We start from the raw sequence: 18642 nt of genomic DNA, 5'->3' as shown, positions 1-18642 counted from the left end.
TTATCAGCCAGCCCGCTTAGCTGAAAGCGCCACATAACGCTGCACCGAGGCGCGCTGCCACTGGAAGCTGGCGTAATCCACCAGCTGTTGTGGTACGTCATCACCATTGAGCACCAGGCGGTTGAGCATCAGCGCCAGATCGCTATCCGCAATGCACCATTCCCCGAATAAATTCTGATTGCCGTGGGCCAGAAGCGAGGTGGCGGTATCAATCAGCTGGCTTGCCGTGCGCTGGGCAGTTTCGCTCAGGGCCGGTTTTTTCACCCCGGCAAATACCACGTCGGTAGAACGTTCTTCACGGATGGGCATCAGATCGCTGCGCAGCCACGCCTGTATCTGACGCGCGCGGGCGCGTTTTTGCAGATCGAGCGGATAGATCCGCTCCCATTCCGGCGGCGCAAAACGCTCTTCCAGATATTCGGTAATCGCGGAGGATTCGCTGAGTTCAAACCCGTCCACTTCCAGGAGCGGCACGCGACGGGTCAGCCCATAGCCCCGCCACTGCGGCTGACGGTTCTCCCCCCGGCTGAGGTCGATGGTTTTCAGGGCAAAGGGCAATCCCTTTTCGGCCAGCGCGACGTACACGCTCATCACATAGGGTGAAAAATAGTCGGCATCTGACCACAGGGTAATCGCAGGTTGGCTCATAACGTCCTCATAAGGCTTCGCGTGATGGGTAGATATCCAAAATATAACCTCCTGCCCCGGCTGTCACTTGATGAAAACTCACGATTTATCATCACCACCTATACTCGATCTATGTAGAAAAAAGCGCTATGACAGGAGTTGCGATGATTGACCTTTACTACGCCCCGACGCCCAACGGGCATAAGATCACTCTTTTTCTGGAAGAGGCCCAGCTGGACTACCGCATCCTGCCGGTCAATATCAGCAAAGGCGAACAGTTCCGCCCCGAGTTTCTCGCCATTTCCCCCAACAATAAAATTCCGGCGATTGTCGATCGCGATCCGGAGGATGGCGGTACCCCGCTGAGCCTGTTTGAGTCTGGCGAAATATTGCTCTATCTGGCAGAGAAAACCGGCAAGCTACTGAGCGGGGAATTACGCGAACGCCACGTCACGCTGCAGTGGCTCTTCTGGCAGGTTGGCGGCCTGGGGCCGATGATTGGTCAGAACTACCACTTTAACCATGCTGCGCCACAGCCTATCGCCTATGCCATCGAACGTTTCCAGGTCGAAACGCAGCGGCTCTATAACGTATTGAACAAGCGTCTGGAAAAATCGCCGTGGCTGGGAGGCGAACACTACAGCATCGCGGATATCGCCTGCTGGCCGTGGGTCAACACCCATGAAAACCATCGTGTCGACCTGGCATCATGGCCTGCGGTAAACAACTGGTTTGAACGTATCCGCACCCGCCCGGCAACCGAGCGTGCAATGCAAAAAGCGCAGCAGATATAAACGCTTTCCTCATGTATTATGGTGTCGATAATGACACGGAGGAAGCCTGCAATGTCCCAGCAAGACGCAATTATTCGTATTAAAAATTTACGCCTGCGCACCTTTATTGGAATCAAAGAGGAGGAGCGTGCTAATCGCCAGGATATCGTTATTAACGTGACGATCCACTATCCGGCAGACAAAGCCCGCGCCAGTGAAGACATTAATGATGCGCTGAACTATCGCACCATTACCAAAAGCATTATTCATCTGGTGGAGAATAACCGTTTCTCTTTGCTGGAAAAATTAACTCAGGATGTGCTGGATATCGCACGCGAACATCACTGGGTCACCTATGCTGAAGTCGAGATCGATAAACTTCACGCGCTGCGCTACGCCGACTCCGTCTCGATGACGTTAAGCTGGCAACGCTAAGCGCAACCCTGGAGGTGGTATGAAGATCCTGGTAACCGGCGGCACCGGCCTGATTGGCCGGCATTTAATCCCACGTTTGCAGGTATTGGGCCATGAGCTGACTGTGGTCACGCGCAGCCCTGAGAAGGCGCGCCAGCTTCTCGGCTCCGGCATCGATATCTGGAAAGGGCTGACGGAGCACCAGGATCTCAACGGCTTTGATGCCGTCATCAATCTTGCAGGCGAGCCCATCGCCGACAAGCGCTGGACAAAAGAGCATAAACAGCGTCTGTGCAACAGTCGCTGGAACATCACCCAGCGGCTGGTCGATATGGTTAAGGCCAGCGACACGCCGCCCTCGGTCTTTATCTCCGGTTCGGCTTCAGGTTATTACGGCGATTTAGGCGAGGTGGTGGTGACCGAAGAGGAGCCGCCGCACAATGAATTTACCCATAAGCTGTGCGCCCGCTGGGAGCAGATTGCCTGCGGTGCCCAGAGCGAAAAGACCCGCGTATGCCTGTTGCGCACCGGCGTGGTGCTGGCCCCCAAAGGCGGGATTCTCGGAAAAATGCTGCCGGTATTTAAGCTGGGTCTTGGCGGCCCGGTCGGTAACGGGCGTCAGTACCTGGCGTGGATCCATATCGACGATATGGTCAACGGCATTCTCTGGCTGCTGGATAACGATCTGCGCGGCCCGTTCAATATGGTCTCCCCCTACCCGGTGCGTAACGAGCAGTTTGCCCATGCCCTGGGCCATGCGGTGCATCGCCCTGCCGTAGTTCGCGCGCCCGCCACCGCTATCCGGCTGCTGATGGGGGAATCCTCCGTGCTGGTGCTGGGTGGCCAGCGCGCGCTGCCGAAGCGCCTGGAAGCCTCCGGCTTTGCTTTCAGGTGGTATGACTTAGAAGAGGCCCTGGGAGATGTGGTAGGTTAAATTTACCCTGTCAGATGTTAATTTGTTATATTCGCTCCCTGTTCAAGGCGCTTTGATGGCAACCATTACCACTCCCCGGCTGACGCTCTCCCCTTTTGAGCCCGCCGACTGGCCTTTTTTCCACAGGCTGCGTGAAGCGCCGGAGATCATGCGCTATATGGACGCGATCGCCCCGGAAAAAGAGATCCGACGCCTGTTTGCCGCCCGTCTTACCGCCCCGCACACCTTTGTGATCCGCGTCCATGATGATGCCACCCCGCTCGGGGATATTGGCCTGCAAATCAGCTCCCACTACCCTGAAGAGGCCGATATTGGTTACACCGTGATTGCCGCCGCCCAGGGCCAGGGAATAGCCTGCGAGGCGCTGCGTGCCGTGTGTGAATATGCGTTTATCCGGGTGGGCGTAAAAGCGATTAACGCATATGTGCTGGCGGACAACGGCGGATCGGTGCGGGTGTTAGAGAAAGCGGGTTTCATGCGCACCCAGGTACTTGAGCAGGCATATGAGATTAACGGCGTGCGGTATGACGACTGGGTGTACCGACTGGAGGTAAGTGCGGCCTGAATGCCGGGCGGCACTACGTTTGCCCGGCCTACGGTTTTGTAGGCCCGGTAAGCGTAGCGCCACCGGGCAACAAACTACTTCAACGATCCCTTAAGGAACTGCTGCAGACGCGGGCTCTTCGGGTTGGCCAGCACCTCATCCGGATGCCCCTGCTCTTCGATTACGCCCTGATGGAGGAAAATCACGTGGTTGGAGACGTTACGGGCAAAGCCCATCTCGTGAGTTACCACCACCATGGTTTTCCCCTCTTCAGCGAGCTGCTGCATGATGCGCAGCACTTCCCCCACCAGCTCGGGATCGAGCGCGGAGGTAGGTTCGTCAAAGAGCAACACTTCCGGCTCCATCGCCAGCGCACGGGCGATAGAGACACGCTGCTGCTGACCGCCGGAGAGATGCACCGGGTATTTCATCTGCTGGCGTTCGTCGATACCCACTTTCGCCAGGTATTTCTCCGCCCGGGTACGGGCTTCCTGCTTGCTTAAGCCCAGCACCTGCACCGGCGCTTCCATGACGTTCTCCAGCACCGTCATGTGACTCCAAAGGTTAAAGTGCTGGAACACCATCGTCAGACGAGTACGCAGCAGACGAAGCTGGTGTTTATCCGCCACCTTCAGCTGACCGTCTTTGTCCTGCACCAGATTGATGTTCTCACCGCTGACCACAATCGAGCCGGCACTCGGCTTTTCAAGAAAGTTAATGCAGCGCAGGAAGGTACTTTTACCCGACCCTGAGGAGCCGATAATACTGATCACATCGCCCGCATTAGCCTGCAGCGACACCCCTTTCAGCACTTCATGTTCGCCGTAGCGTTTGTGCAAATCGATAACGTTTAATTTGTTCTCAGCCATCTTCATTCTCAGTGCGTCGAAGGTTTGACATGCTGCAACCAGCGTTTTTCCGCTTTGCGGAACAGGCTAATCAGGACATAAGAGATGATTAAATAGAGCACTGCCGCGATCCCGAAGGCGGTAAAGGGCTGATAGGTCGCCGAGTTAATATCACGGGCAATCTTCAGCAGGTCCGGCACGGTAGCGGTAAAGGCCAGCGCGGTGGAGTGCAGCATTAAAATCACTTCGTTGCTGTAGGCAGGCAGCGCAATACGCAGCGCCGACGGCAGAATAATGCAGCGATAGAGCTTCACCGAAGAGAAGCCATACGCCCGCGCCGCCTCAATTTCACCGTGCGGCACGGAGCGGATCGCGCCGGCAAAGATCTCGGTGGTGTAGGCGCAGGTGTTGAGCGTTAACGCCAGCACGGTACAGTTCAGCCCGCTACGGAAGAACGCGTTCAGCATCTCGGTGCCTTTGACGATTTCCAGCGTGTACATCCCGGAGTAGAAGACCAGCAGCTGCACATAGAGCGGCGTACCGCGGAACACGTAGGTAAACAGCCAGATGGGGAAGCGAATATATTTGTTGCTGGAGACGCGGCCAATGGCGAGGAAAATCGCCAGGATCCCGCCCATTACCACAGAAGAAATCAGCAGCCAGAGGGTGATCGCCACACCTGTAAAACGGTATCCGTCGGTCCACAGCAGGGATTTCCAGTATTCCTGAATAATTTCGATCACAGGTCAGCCCTCTTCACACCCACGGAATAGCGCCGTTCGAGCAGGAGCAGCACGCCATTGGAGACGGTGGTAAACACCAGATAAATCACCCCGCAGACAATCGCGAAGTAGAACGGCTCCCAGGTGCTTTTGCCTGCCAGCTGCGTGGCTTTTACCACATCTTCCAGCCCCAGTAAGGAGACCAGCGCCGTTGCTTTGAGGATAACCTGCCAGTTGTTACCAATTCCCGGCAGCGCAAAGCGCATCATGGCCGGAAACATAATGCGGCGAAACGTCTGTGAGGAGGTAAACCCGAAGGCCGTAGCCGCTTCGATATGCCCTTTCGGCACCGCGAGATAGGCCCCGCGGAAGGTTTCGGTAAAATAGGCGCCATAGATAAAGCCCAGGGTGATGATACCGGCCACCATCGGATCGATATCAATCTGCGCCATACCGATGGCATCCGTAATGCCGTTAAGGGCGATTTGCAGACCGTAGAAGATCAGCAGCATCAGCACCAGGTCAGGCACCCCGCGGATCAGGGTGGTATAGCCCTCAAACAGCAGCGCCATCGCCCGATTCGCAGAGAGCTTCGCGCCCGCGCCTGCAAGGCCTATCAACACGGCCAGCACCACTGAACTGAGAGCCAGTTCAAGGGTGACCAATGCGCCTTGTAAAATTACGCCAGAAAATCCGTACAGCATACCGCCTGCCCTGTCGTGAGTGGTGTAGCCGTGTCTTTTCCCCTCCCTGGACGGAAGGGGCCGCACGTTATTAAGTGGAGGGATTAACCACCGTAGACATCAAAGTCGAAGTATTTCTTCGCCAGTTTTTCGTAAGTGCCGTCGGCGCGCATTTCAGCAAAGGCTTTGTTCAGCGCTTCACGCAGTTCGTTATCCTCTTTACGCAGACCCATACCGGTGCCCACGCCGAAGAGTTTCTCATCCTTGATGGACGGACCGCCAAACTTGTAATCTTTACCAACCGGCTGTTTCAGGAAGCCTTCGCTGGCTGCCACTTCATCCTGGAAGGCGGCGTCAATACGGCCCGCAGTCAGGTCAGCGTAGATATTCTCCTGGCCCTGGTAAGAGACGATTTCAATTCCTTTCGGTGCCCAGTGCTCGTTGCCGAAGGTCTCCTGAGTGGTGCCCTGCAGCACGCCCACACGTTTACCTTTCAGGGATTCAAGGGTTGGCTGAATATCGGAAGATTTCGCTACCACCAGACGCGAGTCCGCTGCATAAAGCTTGTCGGTAAAGGCAATCTCCTGCTGGCGTTTTTCGGTGATAGAGAGGGAAGACATAATGGCATCAATTTTTTTCGCTTTCAGCGAAGGGATCAGCGCATCCAGTGGGTTTTCAACGAAGGTACACTCTGTTTTGATACGTTTGCACAGCTCTTTAGCCAAATCGATATCAAAACCTACCAGTTCACCCTGCGCATTCTTCGATTCGAAGGGGGCATAAGTCGGGTCAGTACCAATACGAACTTTTTGCGGAATTGCTGCAAATGCCGCGGTAGCGCTGGAAAAGGCCAGAGCCAGAGAAAGTGACAAAACCAGTTTTTTCATATCTATCCTCAACAGACTGTCTTCTTACGGGATTTTAACGCCGACGGGGCGCCTTTAATGTGCCACTAATCGCCGCGGCAAGGCAAAAGATTATGCCCGGCAAGCGCGAAAAAGTGCATTGCGAGTGCTTAACTATTCACTTTATAACCAACACAGCGCACGATTTGCACCATCCTGGTTCGCAAAGGCCATTGTCGCACCATAACGGGGAGCCATTATGGTGCGCACCCGTCAGTTCCGGTTAGCCGCCGTAAACATTGAAGTCGAAGTATTTCTTCGCCAGTTTGTCGTAGGTACCGTCTTTACGCAGTTCAGTGAAAGCTTTGTCAAAGGCCGCCTTCAGCTCGGCATCGTCTTTACGCAGGCCGATCCCGGTGCCGTCGCCGAAATATTTTTTGTCTTTGACTGACGGGCCAGCAAAGGCAAACTCTTTGCCCGCCGGTTGTTTCAGGAAGCCTTCGCTCGCGGCGACTTCATCCTGGAAAGCCGCATCCAGACGCCCTGCCGCCAGATCGGAATAGATCAGATCCTGGTTCTGGTACGCCACTACATCCACGCCCTTCTCACGCCAGTTGGCGTTCGCATAGCCTTCCTGCGTTGAGCCCTGCAGAACGCCTACATGCTTGCCTTTCAGCGAGTCAATGGTTGGCTGGATTGGGGAGCCTTTCGCCGCAATCAGACGTGAATCCGCCGCGTAAAGTTTCTCAGAGAAGGCGATCTCCTGCTGACGCTTTTCGGTAATCGAGAGCGAGGAGATGATCGCGTCAATCTTCTTGGCTTTCAGAGACGGGATCAGCGCGTCGAAGTCGCTGCCCACCCAGGTACATTTCACGGACATGCGTTTGCACATCTCATTTCCCAGGTCGATATCAAACCCAACGAAATCCCCCTTCGCATCTTTCGATGAGAACGGGGCATAGGTTGCGTCTGTACCGATACGTACGTTCTGTGGGAGCGCCGCAAAGCTGCTTGCCGCAGCGCTTAATCCCACCAGCAAAGACAGAGCCAGAACCGTCTTCTTCATACATTACCCTCAAGTGTCGTGATTTTCTTATGTAATAGATTGTGTTGTGTGTTGTTGCAGGCAATCTCTTGCAGGTCTTATGCCATATTGCAGATAACGCAAAATTACGGCGTTAAATATGTTAATGAAAGGTTGCAGGATTACCTTAATGGTGAAAGATAGCAGGTCTGCCAAACGAACCGCAGTGCCTGGAAAGGAAAAAAGGAATTAAATGTTGAGGATATGATCGCTGTTGCAGAATTGCCCTGAAACAGGGCACGTTGCGGTGAAATGCACTCTGGCAGAACAGCCTTACCGTCAGGCGCCCTGCCAGCGGGTAAAGAGATCGTCCGGCAGGTCAATGTCGAACTGATCGAGCACCCGGTTTACGGTCTGATTAATCACATCATCCAGGCTTTGCGGACGGTGATAAAACGCCGGCACCGGCGGCATGATCACCGCCCCCAGTTCAGCGGCCTGGGTCATCAGGCGTAGATGGCCCAGATGCAGCGGGGTTTCGCGCACGCACAATACCAGCGGGCGACGCTCTTTTAATATCACATCGGCCGCACGGGTCACCAGCGTATCGGTATAACTGTTGACGATGCCAGAGAGAGTTTTGATGGAACAGGGCAGGATCACCATGCCCGCCGTTTTAAACGACCCGGAGGAGATGCTGGCGGCGATATCGCGCGCGTCATGCACCACATCGGCCAGCGCCTGAACGTCACGCAGGGAGTAATCGGTTTCGAGAGAGAGGGTCTGACGCGCAGCCTGGCTCATCACCAGATGCGTTTCAACCTCGGCGACGTCGCGCAATACCTGCAACAAACGGACACCGTAAATCGCGCCGCTGGCCCCTGAGATCCCTACAATTAATCGTTTCATGATGTTCGCCCTTTCTGTTACAGGGCTGACTGTGCAGGATTTTGGCGGGAGTTGCAAGCGAGGGCAGATGCCCTCGCCTGCGATAGTGCTTAACCTTCGTTATGCATCTCTAAACTTTCGAGATCGTTCGCCAGCTGGACGGCTTTCGCGTCGTCGTTGCGCAGTGAATCGAGGTAGTCCAGGTAGCCCTGATCCACATCTTTGGTGACGTAGATACCGTTAAACACCGAGCACTCGAACTGCTGAATATCCGGGTTCTCGGCGCGCACCGCGTCGATCAGATCGTTCAGATCCTGGAAAATCAGGCCGTCGGCACCGATGATCTGGCGGATCTCATCCACTTCACGACCGTGGGCAATCAGCTCGTTGGCGGTAGGCATATCGATGCCATACACGTTCGGGAAGCGAATTTCCGGTGCCGCAGAGGCCAGATAGACCTTCTTCGCACCCGCTTCACGGGCCATCTCGATAATCTGCTCAGAGGTGGTGCCGCGCACGATGGAGTCATCCACCAGCAGCACGTTCTTATCGCGGAACTCGGCGCGGTTGGCATTCAGCTTGCGGCGCACCGATTTACGGCGCAGCTGCTGGCCCGGCATGATAAAGGTGCGGCCAACGTAGCGGTTCTTCACGAATCCCTGGCGGTAAGGTTTACCCAGAATACGCGCCATCTCCAGGGCGATATCGCAGGAGGTTTCCGGGATAGGGATCACCACGTCGATATCCAGGTCTTCCCACTCGCGTGCAATCTTCTCGCCGAGCTTGGTTCCCATATTGACGCGGGCGCTGTAGACGGAGATTTTGTCGATGAAAGAGTCCGGGCGAGCGAAGTAGACGTACTCGAACAGGCACGGATTGCTGACCGGATTCTCTGCGCACTGACGGGTAAACAGCTGGCCTTTCTCGGTGATGTAGACCGCTTCGCCAGGTGCGACGTCACGCAGGAACTCAAAGCCCAGGGTATCCAGCGCCACGCTTTCGGAGGCGACCATATACTCGGTGCGGCCATCGCCAATATCGCGCTTGCCCAGCACCAGCGGGCGGATGCCGTTAGGATCGCGGAAGGCGACCATACCGTGGCCGATAATCATCGCGACGCAGGCATAAGCGCCACGGATCAGGCGGTTAGTGGCGGCTACCGCGGCAAAAATGTTGTCAGCTTCCAGCGGATAGTGGCGGAAGTTATCCAGCTCGCTGGCAAAGACGTTGAGCAGGATTTCAGAGTCAGAAGTGGTGTTAATGTGACGACGCTTCTCTTCAAACAGCTTCTTACGCAGCTCGTGAGCATTGGTCAGGTTGCCGTTGTGGGCAAGCGTGATGCCATACGGCGAGTTAACGTAGAACGGCTGAGCTTCAGAGGCGCTGGAACTGCCAGCAGTCGGGTAACGAACGTGACCAATACCCATGTTGCCTTGAAGACGCTGCATATGGCGGGCTTCGAACACATCGTTTACCAGGCCGTTGGCCTTACGTAAACGGAAGCAGTTGTGTGCATCAATGGTGATGATACCCGCAGCATCCTGCCCACGGTGCTGAAGCACCGATAATGCGTCATAAATAGACTGGTTTACCGGCATGAAACCGGCGATACCGACAATACCGCACATTCGTCATTTCCTCGTTAAGCCACATCTCAGGGTTTATGCCCTGGGCAAAAAACTCGACGAGCTTTGCAGATAGTCAAAGAACCATCTGATGATGAAGCTGAACTGCGGGATAAGCTGCGATTTCTGCCAGTCTTCACTTTTTGAGAACCCGGTAAAGGTATCAAGGAAGAATAGTATCGCGGCAACAATCAGCGCGCCTCGCAACGCCCCGAAACAGATCCCCAGCACCCTGTCCGTTCCTGACAACCCGGTTTTCTCGACCAGCTGGCCAATCACGTAGTTAACAATGGCGCCGACAATCAGCGTCGCGATAAACAGCACCGCGATGGCAATCCCATTTCGAACCAGTTCATCTTCAAAGCCCGTGAACCAGACAGACAGGTAAGTGTAGTAATGACTGGCAACAAAGAAGGCACAGCCCCAGGTTACCAGCGATAACGCTTCACGAACAAAGCCACGGATCAGGCTAACCAGACAGGAAAAACCTATCACCGCAATGATGGCGTAATCAATCCAGACCATATGTGTCCCACGATCAAACGCCCTGTCATCCAGTTCGGGGCGAATTCTAACAGAAAAAGAAAACGTTTGCGTAGGGATTTCCTTCCCGCGCGTAAATAAAAAAAGCGCTGAAAAAATATTCAGCGCCCCAGGCGGGTTACCTTCTCAGGCAATCTGCTGCGCCTGTTTTTGCCTTATCCCGTAAACGAGAGAAACCCTCAGTTCACGCTGTAATTCATCACCACGCCGCTCAAACCAGAGAGTTTATTCAGCTCTCCAAGCGATCCCTTCAGCTTGTCTCTCGACGCATCCGGCCCTACGAGAATACGGGTGATTTTACCCTGTACCGGTGTGGTAGGTGAAGTGTAAACGCGATACCCCGCACCACGGAGTTTGGCCACCACCTCGTTGACCTTATCGGCGTTTTTCAGGGCACCGAGCTGCACAACGTAGGCTTTACCGGTCGGGGCCGGTTTCTCTTCTGCCGCCGGTTTGGCCGGTGGGGTTTCTGTCGCCGCCGCCAGCTGCTGGCTGGTGTTATCGCGCTGCGGTTTCGGCTGCGGCTTCTCAACCGGTTTCGGTTTTTGCACCGGTTTTGGCGCGTACTGCTCAACCGGCGCCGGAACGGGATCCAGCTCGTTGTTGTTTCCGGCTGCCAGACGCGCCGGATCTAACGATGGCGCCGCGGCATCGCCCGCGCGCACCTCTTCAGCCGCCCCTTCTGGTGGCTGTGCAGGCAGAGCCTGTGTTGCCGGGAGCATGTCCGGCTCATCCCGATCGCCCGGTTTCGGCACCAGCGGGATCGCCGCAAACTCATCCTGATAATGTTTTTTCTGTCCATCAAGCAGCCCGGGGAGAATAATCACCCCCAGCGCCACCAGCACAATGGTGCCTGCTAAACGGTTCTGAAACTTACTTGCCACCGGTTCTCCCCGCATCCATTACGTCCATGACATGTGCCACCGTGTGGAACGAACCACACACCAGCACGGTATCTTCTGGTCTGGCATCGGCCATCGCCGCCCGCCAGGCCTGCGCCACGCTATCAAAGCGCTGCCCTGCGCCGAGATGCGCCATTAACTGTTCGGCAGTCGCCCCGCGTGGGCCTTCCAGAGGGGCACAATACCAGCTATCGACCACACTCTCCATGCAGGCCAGCGTGCCGCCAATATCTTTATCATGAAGCATACCGATAACCGCCAGCACGCGCCCGGTTTTTGGCAATGATTTGAGACGCCCTGCGAGATACGCCGCGGCATGGGGGTTATGCGCCACATCCAGAATCAGACGCGGTGATTCGCTGACTATCTGGAAACGCCCCGGCAGAATCGCATGCTGAATGCCGTCGCGCATCGCCTGCTCCTCTACCGCCAGACCACTGGCGCGCAGTGCGGCCAGCGCCGTCGCAGCATTCGGCTGCGGTACCTGGGGCAGCGGCAGGTTATCCAGCGCGCCCGCCGCGTCTTCAAAGCGCCAGCCGCTTTCCGTCACGCTGTAGCGCCAGTCGACGTCACGGCGCTGCAACAGCGCCCCTTTCTCCTGCGCCACGTCAGCAATAGTGTGCGGCATATCGGGTTCGCCGACGATAGCCGGTTTGCCCGGGCGGAAAATACCGGCTTTTTCACGGCCAATGCTCTCGCGATCGGGCCCCAGCCAGTCGGTATGATCCAGCGCGATGCTGGTGATTACCGCCACATCCGGGTCGACAATATTAGTGGCATCCAGACGTCCGCCTAACCCGACCTCGAGGATCACCACGTCCAGCTGCGCCTGCTTAAAGAGCCACAGCGCCGACAGGGTGCCATATTCAAAATAGGTCAGCGAAATATCGCCGCGCGCGGCTTCGATCTCCGCAAACGAGGCGGTGTGCGCGGATTCAGCCAGCTCCGCATTCTGTACCCGCACGCGCTCGGTATAGCGCACCAGATGAGGTGAGCTGTAGACCCCTACTTTGTAGCCTGCCGCCATCAGCATCGCTTCCAGGGTGCGGCAGGTGGTGCCTTTGCCGTTGGTACCCGCCACGGTGAAGACAAAGGGAGCCGGTTTCAGAACATCAAGGCGCGCCGCGACCAGGCTGACGCGCTCAAGTCCCATGTCGATGGCTTTACTGTGCAGGTTTTCCAGATAAGAAAGCCACGCGGCCAGAGGCGACGTGGCTTGGGGAAGAGTAATATTTTCCATGTTGCGCGCTTTTCAGTTACGGTTAGAAAGCAAAAGGGCAGCGCCACTGGCCCTGCCCTTTTCAGTTATCAGGCCTCGGGTTCCTGATCCGGTACCACCACGCCTTCGCGCGGCTCATCCGGGCTCGGCGACGGCAGATTCATCAGCTTCGCCAGAATGCTGGCCAGTTTCAGGCGCATTTCCGGACGGCGAACGATCATGTCGATAGCGCCTTTCTCGATAAGGAACTCACTGCGCTGGAAGCCCGGCGGCAGCTTTTCACGTACCGTTTGTTCAATAACGCGCGGGCCGGCAAAGCCGATCAGCGCTTTCGGTTCAGCGATGTTCAGATCGCCCAGCATCGCAAAACTTGCCGATACGCCGCCCATGGTTGGGTCGGTCAGCACAGAGATGTACGGCAGACCGCGCTCCTGCATTTTCGCCAGCGCTGCGGAGGTTTTTGCCATCTGCATCAGCGACATCAGCGCTTCCTGCATACGGGCACCACCGGAGGCGGAGAAGCAGATCAGCGGACAGTTGTCTTCCAGCGCCTGCTCAACGGCACGCACGAAGCGCGCGCCCACTACGGAGCCCATTGAGCCGCCCATAAAGGAGAACTCAAACGCCGCCGCGACAACCGGCATCTCGTGCAGAGTGCCTTTCATCACCACCAGGGCATCTTTCTCGCCGGTCTCTTTTTGCGCAGAGGCCAGACGATCTTTGTATTTCTTGGAGTCACGGAACTTCAGCACATCTTTCGGCTCAAGCTCGCTACCCAGTTCAACCAGAGAACCTTCATCCAGCAGGCTATGCAGGCGGTTACGCGCCGACATACGCATGTGGTGATCGCACTTCGGACAAACTTCGAGATTACGCTCCAGTTCGGCGCGGTACAGGACCTGGCCACAGCTGTCACATTTAGTCCACACCCCTTCAGGAATACTCGCTTTGCGGGTTGGGGTGATATTGCTTTTAATTCGTTCAATCCAGCTCATTGATAACCTTTCTGCCTGAACCAGGTTTGCTGCAAGGGGCGCATAATGCCATTTTTGCCCCCGGCAGACCATGAATGTTGCACATTAAAACATAACAGCCCGAAACTTTGGATAAAAAAGTGGTCGAACCGCAGTCGTGCCTTTATTTTACTTGTTTTGCCGCCGCGCGACGGTGACGAATCACTTCGATAACGCCCGGCAGAATGGAAACCACAATAATCCCTACGATCAGCAACTTAAGGTTTTCCTGGATCATAGGAATGGTCCCGAAGAAATAGCCCGCGTAGGTAAAGCTCAGCACCCACAGCAGCGCACCGGTGACGTTATAGAGCGCGAACTGACGGTACGACATATGACCCATACCCGCAACAAACGGGGCAAAGGTTCTGACGATGGGCACAAAGCGCGCGAGAATGATGGTCTTACCGCCGTGTTTCTCATAAAACGCATGGGTTTTATCGAGATAGCTGCGACGGAAAATCTTCGAGTCCGGGTTACTAAATAACCGCTCGCCGAACAGCCGCCCTATAGTGTAGTTCACCGCATCGCCAAGGATGGCGGCAATCAGCATTAACACCACCATCAGGTGAACGTTAAGGTCGTTGGTCTCCAGCGACGCCAGCGCGCCCGCCACGAACAGCAGTGAATCGCCCGGTAAGAAGGGCGTCACCACCAGCCCGGTTTCGCAAAACAGGATCAGGAACAGAATGGCATACACCCAGACGCCATAATCAGCGACCAGCTCTGCCAGGTGCACATCGATATGCAGAATGAAATCGATCAGAAAGCGAATTAAATCCATATTGTCTAAACCTTTATTGCCACGGCTATCAGTCCGCTAAGAACAGCGGGCCCATTGGCGGTTTTGGAAGGTCAAACCGATCCGGGTAATCGACCGAGACCAGATAGAGCCCTTCCGCTTTCGCCGTTGCTGCCGCCAGCGTTCTGTCCTTCGCCGCCAGCAACTCTGCAATCCAGCTCTCCGGCTGGTGTCCGGCGCCTACTTCCATCAGGCTGCCTGTAATATTCCTGACCATATGATGAACAAAGGCATTCGCTTTGATATCCACCACCACATACGCGCCATGCCGACTGACGTTAATGTGCATCACGTTGCGCCACGGCGTGCGAGACTGGCACTGCACGGCACGGAACGAGGTGAAGTCGTTTTCGCCAATCAATGCCTGCGCCGCGCGGTGCATGCGATCGGCATCCAGCGGCTCGTAAAAATGGGTGACGCCCTGGCCTAACACCGCCGGACGAAGACGCTGGTTATAGATGATATAGCGGTAGCGGCGCGCGGTGGCGCTGAACCGCGCATGAAAATCATCCGGCACATTTTTGACCCAACGTACCGCGATGTCACCAGGCAAATTCGCATTTACCCCCAGCGTCCAGGCCGCGTCTTTACGCACGGCGGTGGTTTCAAAATGCACCACCTGCCCCGTACCATGGACACCGGCGTCGGTACGCCCCGCGCACAGGACATTGATGGGCTCATTCGCCACCTGAGAGAGCGCTTTTTCCAGCTTTTCCTGGACGCTGCGCACCTCATTCTGACGCTGCCAGCCATAATATTTACTGCCATCGTACTCAATGCCGAGGGCAATCTTATGAACGGGCTTTTGCTCCACTTCAGACATCAGTAGAGATACTCCTGCACCAGTTTTTCAGCGATTTTCACCGCCATCAGCGCGCCGCCGAAACGCACGTTATCGGCGACCGACCAGAACTGGATCTGCTCCGGCATACCGTAATCGTTACGTACACAGCCAATGGAGAGACGCGCGTTGCCCGTTGCGTCGCCCACCTGGGTCGGGAACTCGCGCTCTTCAGACAGTTCAATATCTTCGCCGCGGCCAAAGGCATCGCGCGCCTCTTCCGCAGCCAGCGGACGCATGGCTTCAAAGCTCACCATCTGGGCATGGCCGTAGAACACCGGTGACTGCACACAGCTGGCGGAGATCATCAGTCCGTCGTCCTGCAGGATCTTACGCACTTCATCGATGATACGGCGCTCTTCGCGCACGCTGCCTTCACGATCCGGCAGCAGCGGCAGCATGTTGAACGCCAGCTGGCGGCCAAAGAAATCCTCTTCGTCCACCGGGATACCATTCAGCAGCTTCGCGCTCTGCCCTGCCAGGGCATCCACCGCTTTTTTACCGCGGGCAGAGACTGACATCAGGCTGGTTACGGCGATACGGGACAAGCCACCTTCGTCGATGAGCGGTTTCAGGGCGCTAAGCAGCTGGCTGGTCAGGCTGTCCGGGACGGCGATGATGTTACGGTTGCGGTAGTCGGCCAGCACGAAGGGGTTCACCTCCGGCACCACCAGCGGCACGTCCGGTTCAAGGGCAAACAGGCCGCTTAAATCAATGACCAGACAGCCCGCGTTGGTGGCCTCTTCAATATATGCTGCGGAGGCGTCGACCCCGGCCGCGAAAAAGGCCAGCTGCGCCTGGGTCCAGTCGAACTCAGCCGCATCCTGAACCATGACGGATTTACCCGCAAAGCGCAGGTGCTCGCCCGCGCTCTCATTACGCGCCAGGGCATAGATGTCGCCCACCGGGAACTGACGCTCAGCAAGGGTTTCGAGCAGGGCTTCGCCCACGGCGCCCGTTGCGCCCAGTATGGCAATGTTCCAGCCTTCAGACATGGTGGTTTACTCCAGAAATAAAAAAGCGTCCCTGGCGGGGTATCCGCCAGGGAGCATTAAGAAGACATTAACGAACCGGGTGATGAACGGCGTTGAAACCCAGCTTATGCAGCAGCGACGCCGCAGCAGGATCATCACACATCACATACAGAGAGGACCATTCGCGGCGCTCAACGTAATGCTTACGCAGCTTGTCAAACTCACCCGGTATACCCGCTACTTTTCGCAGCAGCGCGTCATCGCGGCGCACATCATACACTAAATGCACCAGCCTTTTCAGCGTTCCCTGATCCAGCGGGCCGTGCAGGGTGATGCGGCCAAAATCCGGGGTTGGCAGAAGGGTATCCAGCGCCACCTGCTGGGATTTGCCGATAAACGCGCTGTACGCCTCAAACACCTGGGTGGTGCCGCGGGCTTTACCTTCGAGGGTGTAACCGGCGATATGCGCGGTACCGATATCCACTTTGTCCAGCAGGGCCACGTTGAGATCCGGCTCCGGCTCCCACACGTCCAGCACCACGCTCAGATCCTGACCAGTTTCCAGGCGCTGCAGCAGGGCCGCGTTGTCCACCACCGGGCCACGGCAGGCATTAATCAGGATAGTGCCCGGTTTCAGGCGGCCAATCAGGGCGTCGTCTGCCAGATGGCGCGTCTTATACGGCCCGTCTTTAAACAGCGGCGTATGGAAGGTGAGCACGTCACACTCGGCCACCAGCTCATCCAGGCTGCGGAAATCGCCTTCATCGCCACGGTCAGCGCGAGGCGGGTCGCACAGCAGCGTGCGGATACCTAACGCCTCGAGGCGCTTTTGCAGGCGGCTGCCGACGTTACCGACACCGACAATGCCTACGGTCCGGCTGGTGAGCGTAAACCCGTCACGCTCGGCCAGCATCAGCAGAGAGGAGAAAACATACTCCACGACGGCAATAGCGTTACAGCCCGGTGCGGCGGAAAAGCCAATCCCGGCCTGCTTCAGCCACGCGTCATCCACATGATCGGTTCCTGCGGTTGCCGTGCCGACAAATTTGATCCCTTTGCCAGACAGCAGCGCCTCATTCACTTTGGTTACCGAGCGCACCATCAGGGCATCGGCATCAGTCAGCTCGGCGAGCGGAATGGGACGTCCAGGAACGGCCTTAACCTCACCCAGGCGGCTGAACAGCTCGCGGGCGTAAGGCATATTTTCATCAACGAGGATTTTCACGTCTGAGTACCTGTTTGAGAGGAAGAAAACCTGTCAAGTGTGCCATAATCTGGCCGCCAGGCATATACGTAAACCTGGTTAACGATGAGTAACGACTTTAAGGATTTTTTGCCGATGCAGCCCATTTCAGGTACGCCGCCACAACCTCCGGGTGATGGCCCGCGTCCATCCCACGTCGCGGGCGAACAGCCCCTCTCCACACAGCAACGCACTGTACTGGAACGTCTGATCACCCGGTTAATCGCTCTGACGTCGCAGCAGAATGCGGAGGTGTGGGCCGGAGTGAAACACGATCTGGGATTAAAGAATGATGCGCCCATGCTGTCGCGCCACTTCCCTGCTGCGGAGCAAAACCTCAACCAGCGCCTGAACACCGCCCAGCAAAACCACACCACCCGGCAGATGGTCTCCCAGTTGACGGAGCTGCTGACTCAGGGCAATAACCGCCAGGCGGCCAGCGATTTTATTCGCCAGCAGTATGGCCAGACCGCCCTGAACCAGCTGACGCCCGATCAGCTCAAAACGGTGCTGACGCTGCTGCAAAATAATCAGCTCAATATTCCGCAGCCACAGCAGCGCCCGGCCACGGAGCGCCCGCTGCTGCCAGCCGAACACAATACGCTGAAGCAGATGGTGACCAAACTTGCCGCCGCCACGGGCGAGCCGACCAAGCTCATCTGGCAGTCGATGCTGGAACTGTCGGGGGTGAAAGCGGGAGAGTTAATCCCGGCCAGGCAGTTTACCCACCTTGCCACCTGGCTACAGGCACGCCAGACGCTGAGCACGCAAAGCGCGCCAACCCTGCACACCCTGCAGGCCGCGCTGAAACAGCCGCTGGAGGCCCAGGAGTGGGACAGCATTCAGGACTATGCCCGGCAGAACTGGCAGGCGACGCCGCAGACGGTGCTGACTACCGCCCAGGTACAGGATCTGCTCAACGAGATCTTCGTCCGCCGCACCGAGCGTGAAGCTGGCGTGACGGAAGTGCGCAATATCCAGCCGATCTACAGCCCGCTCTTTGCCCCGGTAGTGGAAACCTTCAGAACGCTGTCTGCCCGTCCCGGACTGATGTTGATCGCCTTAATCATTGCGCTGGCGATTTTCTGGCTGGTCGCCTGATGTTTTGCCCGGTAGCGCTCCGCTTACCGGGCCTACAAAAGCACGTACTGTAGGCCGGGTAAGGCGCAGCCGCCACC

21 protein-coding genes are annotated in these 18642 nt (G+C 56.6%); 5 read left to right on the top strand and 16 right to left on the bottom strand.

All coding sequences use genetic code 11. From position 1 onward, the window contains the following. Positions 1 to 3: 3 nt before the first annotated feature. Positions 4 to 648 carry a glutathione transferase gene (gene yfcF, locus ACT3IC_RS16190; RefSeq protein WP_103180490.1) on the bottom strand — a complete coding sequence of 215 codons (645 nt, stop codon included), beginning with the start codon at positions 646 to 648 and terminating at the stop codon, positions 4 to 6. A gap of 143 nt (positions 649 to 791) precedes the next feature. Here yfcF and yfcG point away from each other — a divergent pair, with 143 nt between their 5' ends. Genes yfcG through ACT3IC_RS16170 form a run of 4 tightly spaced genes read left to right on the top strand, consistent with a single transcriptional unit; the run spans position 792 to position 3313 of the window. Continuing rightward, positions 792 to 1421, top strand: a complete 630-nt coding sequence (gene yfcG, locus ACT3IC_RS16185) for a GSH-dependent disulfide bond oxidoreductase (protein WP_103180492.1) — start codon at positions 792 to 794, stop codon at positions 1419 to 1421. 51 nt (positions 1422 to 1472) lie between these two features. After that, positions 1473 to 1835 (top strand): dihydroneopterin triphosphate 2'-epimerase, encoded by a 363-nt coding sequence (gene folX, locus ACT3IC_RS16180; RefSeq protein ID WP_103180493.1) that lies wholly within the window; start codon positions 1473 to 1475, stop codon positions 1833 to 1835. Positions 1836 to 1854: 19 nt separating this feature from the next. Then, positions 1855 to 2748: a TIGR01777 family oxidoreductase gene (locus ACT3IC_RS16175; protein ID WP_103180495.1), complete on the top strand. Its 894-nt coding sequence runs from the start codon at positions 1855 to 1857 to the stop codon at positions 2746 to 2748. A gap of 55 nt (positions 2749 to 2803) precedes the next feature. Continuing rightward, positions 2804 to 3313, top strand: a complete 510-nt coding sequence (locus tag ACT3IC_RS16170) for a GNAT family N-acetyltransferase (RefSeq protein ID WP_473478164.1) — start codon at positions 2804 to 2806, stop codon at positions 3311 to 3313. Between the two features lie 74 nt (positions 3314 to 3387). Here ACT3IC_RS16170 and hisP read toward each other — a convergent pair whose 3' ends face one another. The 15 genes from hisP to pdxB all read right to left on the bottom strand — a co-directional run bounded on the left by hisP (position 3388) and on the right by pdxB (position 17446). Further along, positions 3388 to 4161 (bottom strand): histidine ABC transporter ATP-binding protein HisP, encoded by a 774-nt coding sequence (gene hisP / locus ACT3IC_RS16165; protein WP_103181114.1) that lies wholly within the window; start codon positions 4159 to 4161, stop codon positions 3388 to 3390. Between the two features lie 8 nt (positions 4162 to 4169). After that, the gene (gene hisM / locus ACT3IC_RS16160) at positions 4170 to 4883 is read right to left on the bottom strand and encodes a histidine ABC transporter permease HisM (protein ID WP_103180499.1); all 714 of its coding nucleotides are present in this window, start codon (positions 4881 to 4883) and stop codon (positions 4170 to 4172) included. Continuing rightward, on the bottom strand, positions 4880 to 5566 hold the full coding sequence (locus tag ACT3IC_RS16155; protein WP_103180501.1) for a histidine ABC transporter permease HisQ: 687 nt from the start codon (positions 5564 to 5566) through the stop codon (positions 4880 to 4882). Before ACT3IC_RS16155 ends, hisM begins: the two co-directional genes overlap by 4 nt. Before the next feature lie 83 nt (positions 5567 to 5649). Next, a complete protein-coding gene (gene hisJ / locus ACT3IC_RS16150) occupies positions 5650 to 6432 on the bottom strand; it encodes a histidine ABC transporter substrate-binding protein HisJ (RefSeq protein WP_032612831.1) in 783 nt (260 codons plus the stop codon). Between the two features lie 241 nt (positions 6433 to 6673). Next, complete coding sequence (gene argT / locus ACT3IC_RS16145) at positions 6674 to 7456, bottom strand: lysine/arginine/ornithine ABC transporter substrate-binding protein ArgT (RefSeq protein WP_473478160.1); 783 nt, start codon at positions 7454 to 7456, stop codon at positions 6674 to 6676. 297 nt (positions 7457 to 7753) lie between these two features. Beyond that, complete coding sequence (locus tag ACT3IC_RS16140) at positions 7754 to 8323, bottom strand: UbiX family flavin prenyltransferase (RefSeq protein WP_103825163.1); 570 nt, start codon at positions 8321 to 8323, stop codon at positions 7754 to 7756. 89 nt (positions 8324 to 8412) lie between these two features. After that, positions 8413 to 9930 (bottom strand): amidophosphoribosyltransferase, encoded by a 1518-nt coding sequence (gene purF, locus ACT3IC_RS16135; RefSeq protein WP_103180507.1) that lies wholly within the window; start codon positions 9928 to 9930, stop codon positions 8413 to 8415. A gap of 33 nt (positions 9931 to 9963) precedes the next feature. Further along, positions 9964 to 10452, bottom strand: a complete 489-nt coding sequence (gene cvpA, locus ACT3IC_RS16130; RefSeq protein WP_039030950.1) for a colicin V production protein — start codon at positions 10450 to 10452, stop codon at positions 9964 to 9966. A gap of 197 nt (positions 10453 to 10649) precedes the next feature. Next, positions 10650 to 11354, bottom strand: a complete 705-nt coding sequence (gene dedD, locus ACT3IC_RS16125; protein ID WP_103181115.1) for a cell division protein DedD — start codon at positions 11352 to 11354, stop codon at positions 10650 to 10652. Beyond that, entirely contained in the window at positions 11344 to 12612 is a 1269-nt protein-coding gene (folC, locus tag ACT3IC_RS16120) for a bifunctional tetrahydrofolate synthase/dihydrofolate synthase (protein ID WP_159339630.1), read from the bottom strand. The genes dedD and folC overlap by 11 nt, the downstream gene beginning before the upstream one ends. A gap of 68 nt (positions 12613 to 12680) precedes the next feature. After that, positions 12681 to 13586, bottom strand: coding sequence for an acetyl-CoA carboxylase, carboxyltransferase subunit beta (accD, locus tag ACT3IC_RS16115; RefSeq protein WP_103825166.1), 906 nt, complete (start codon positions 13584 to 13586; stop codon positions 12681 to 12683). 142 nt (positions 13587 to 13728) lie between these two features. Then, positions 13729 to 14388 carry a DedA family protein gene (locus ACT3IC_RS16110; RefSeq protein ID WP_103180515.1) on the bottom strand — a complete coding sequence of 220 codons (660 nt, stop codon included), beginning with the start codon at positions 14386 to 14388 and terminating at the stop codon, positions 13729 to 13731. A 28-nt stretch (positions 14389 to 14416) separates the two neighbouring features. Continuing rightward, a complete protein-coding gene (truA, locus tag ACT3IC_RS16105) occupies positions 14417 to 15229 on the bottom strand; it encodes a tRNA pseudouridine(38-40) synthase TruA (protein ID WP_103180516.1) in 813 nt (270 codons plus the stop codon). Then, a complete protein-coding gene (locus ACT3IC_RS16100; RefSeq protein WP_159339631.1) occupies positions 15229 to 16242 on the bottom strand; it encodes an aspartate-semialdehyde dehydrogenase in 1014 nt (337 codons plus the stop codon). The genes truA and ACT3IC_RS16100 overlap by 1 nt, the downstream gene beginning before the upstream one ends. A 67-nt stretch (positions 16243 to 16309) precedes the next feature. After that, a complete protein-coding gene (pdxB, locus tag ACT3IC_RS16095; protein WP_159339632.1) occupies positions 16310 to 17446 on the bottom strand; it encodes a 4-phosphoerythronate dehydrogenase PdxB in 1137 nt (378 codons plus the stop codon). Between the two features lie 114 nt (positions 17447 to 17560). Here pdxB and flk point away from each other — a divergent pair, with 114 nt between their 5' ends. Continuing rightward, positions 17561 to 18565 carry a flagella biosynthesis regulator Flk gene (gene flk / locus ACT3IC_RS16090; protein WP_473478156.1) on the top strand — a complete coding sequence of 335 codons (1005 nt, stop codon included), beginning with the start codon at positions 17561 to 17563 and terminating at the stop codon, positions 18563 to 18565. The last annotated feature ends 77 nt before the right edge of the window (positions 18566 to 18642 follow it).

The organism is Leclercia sp. GHBNCSD, assembly GCF_055805075.1.
The sequence above is the reverse complement of the archived record's forward strand: the minus strand, read 5'-3'. Positions and strand labels throughout refer to the sequence as shown.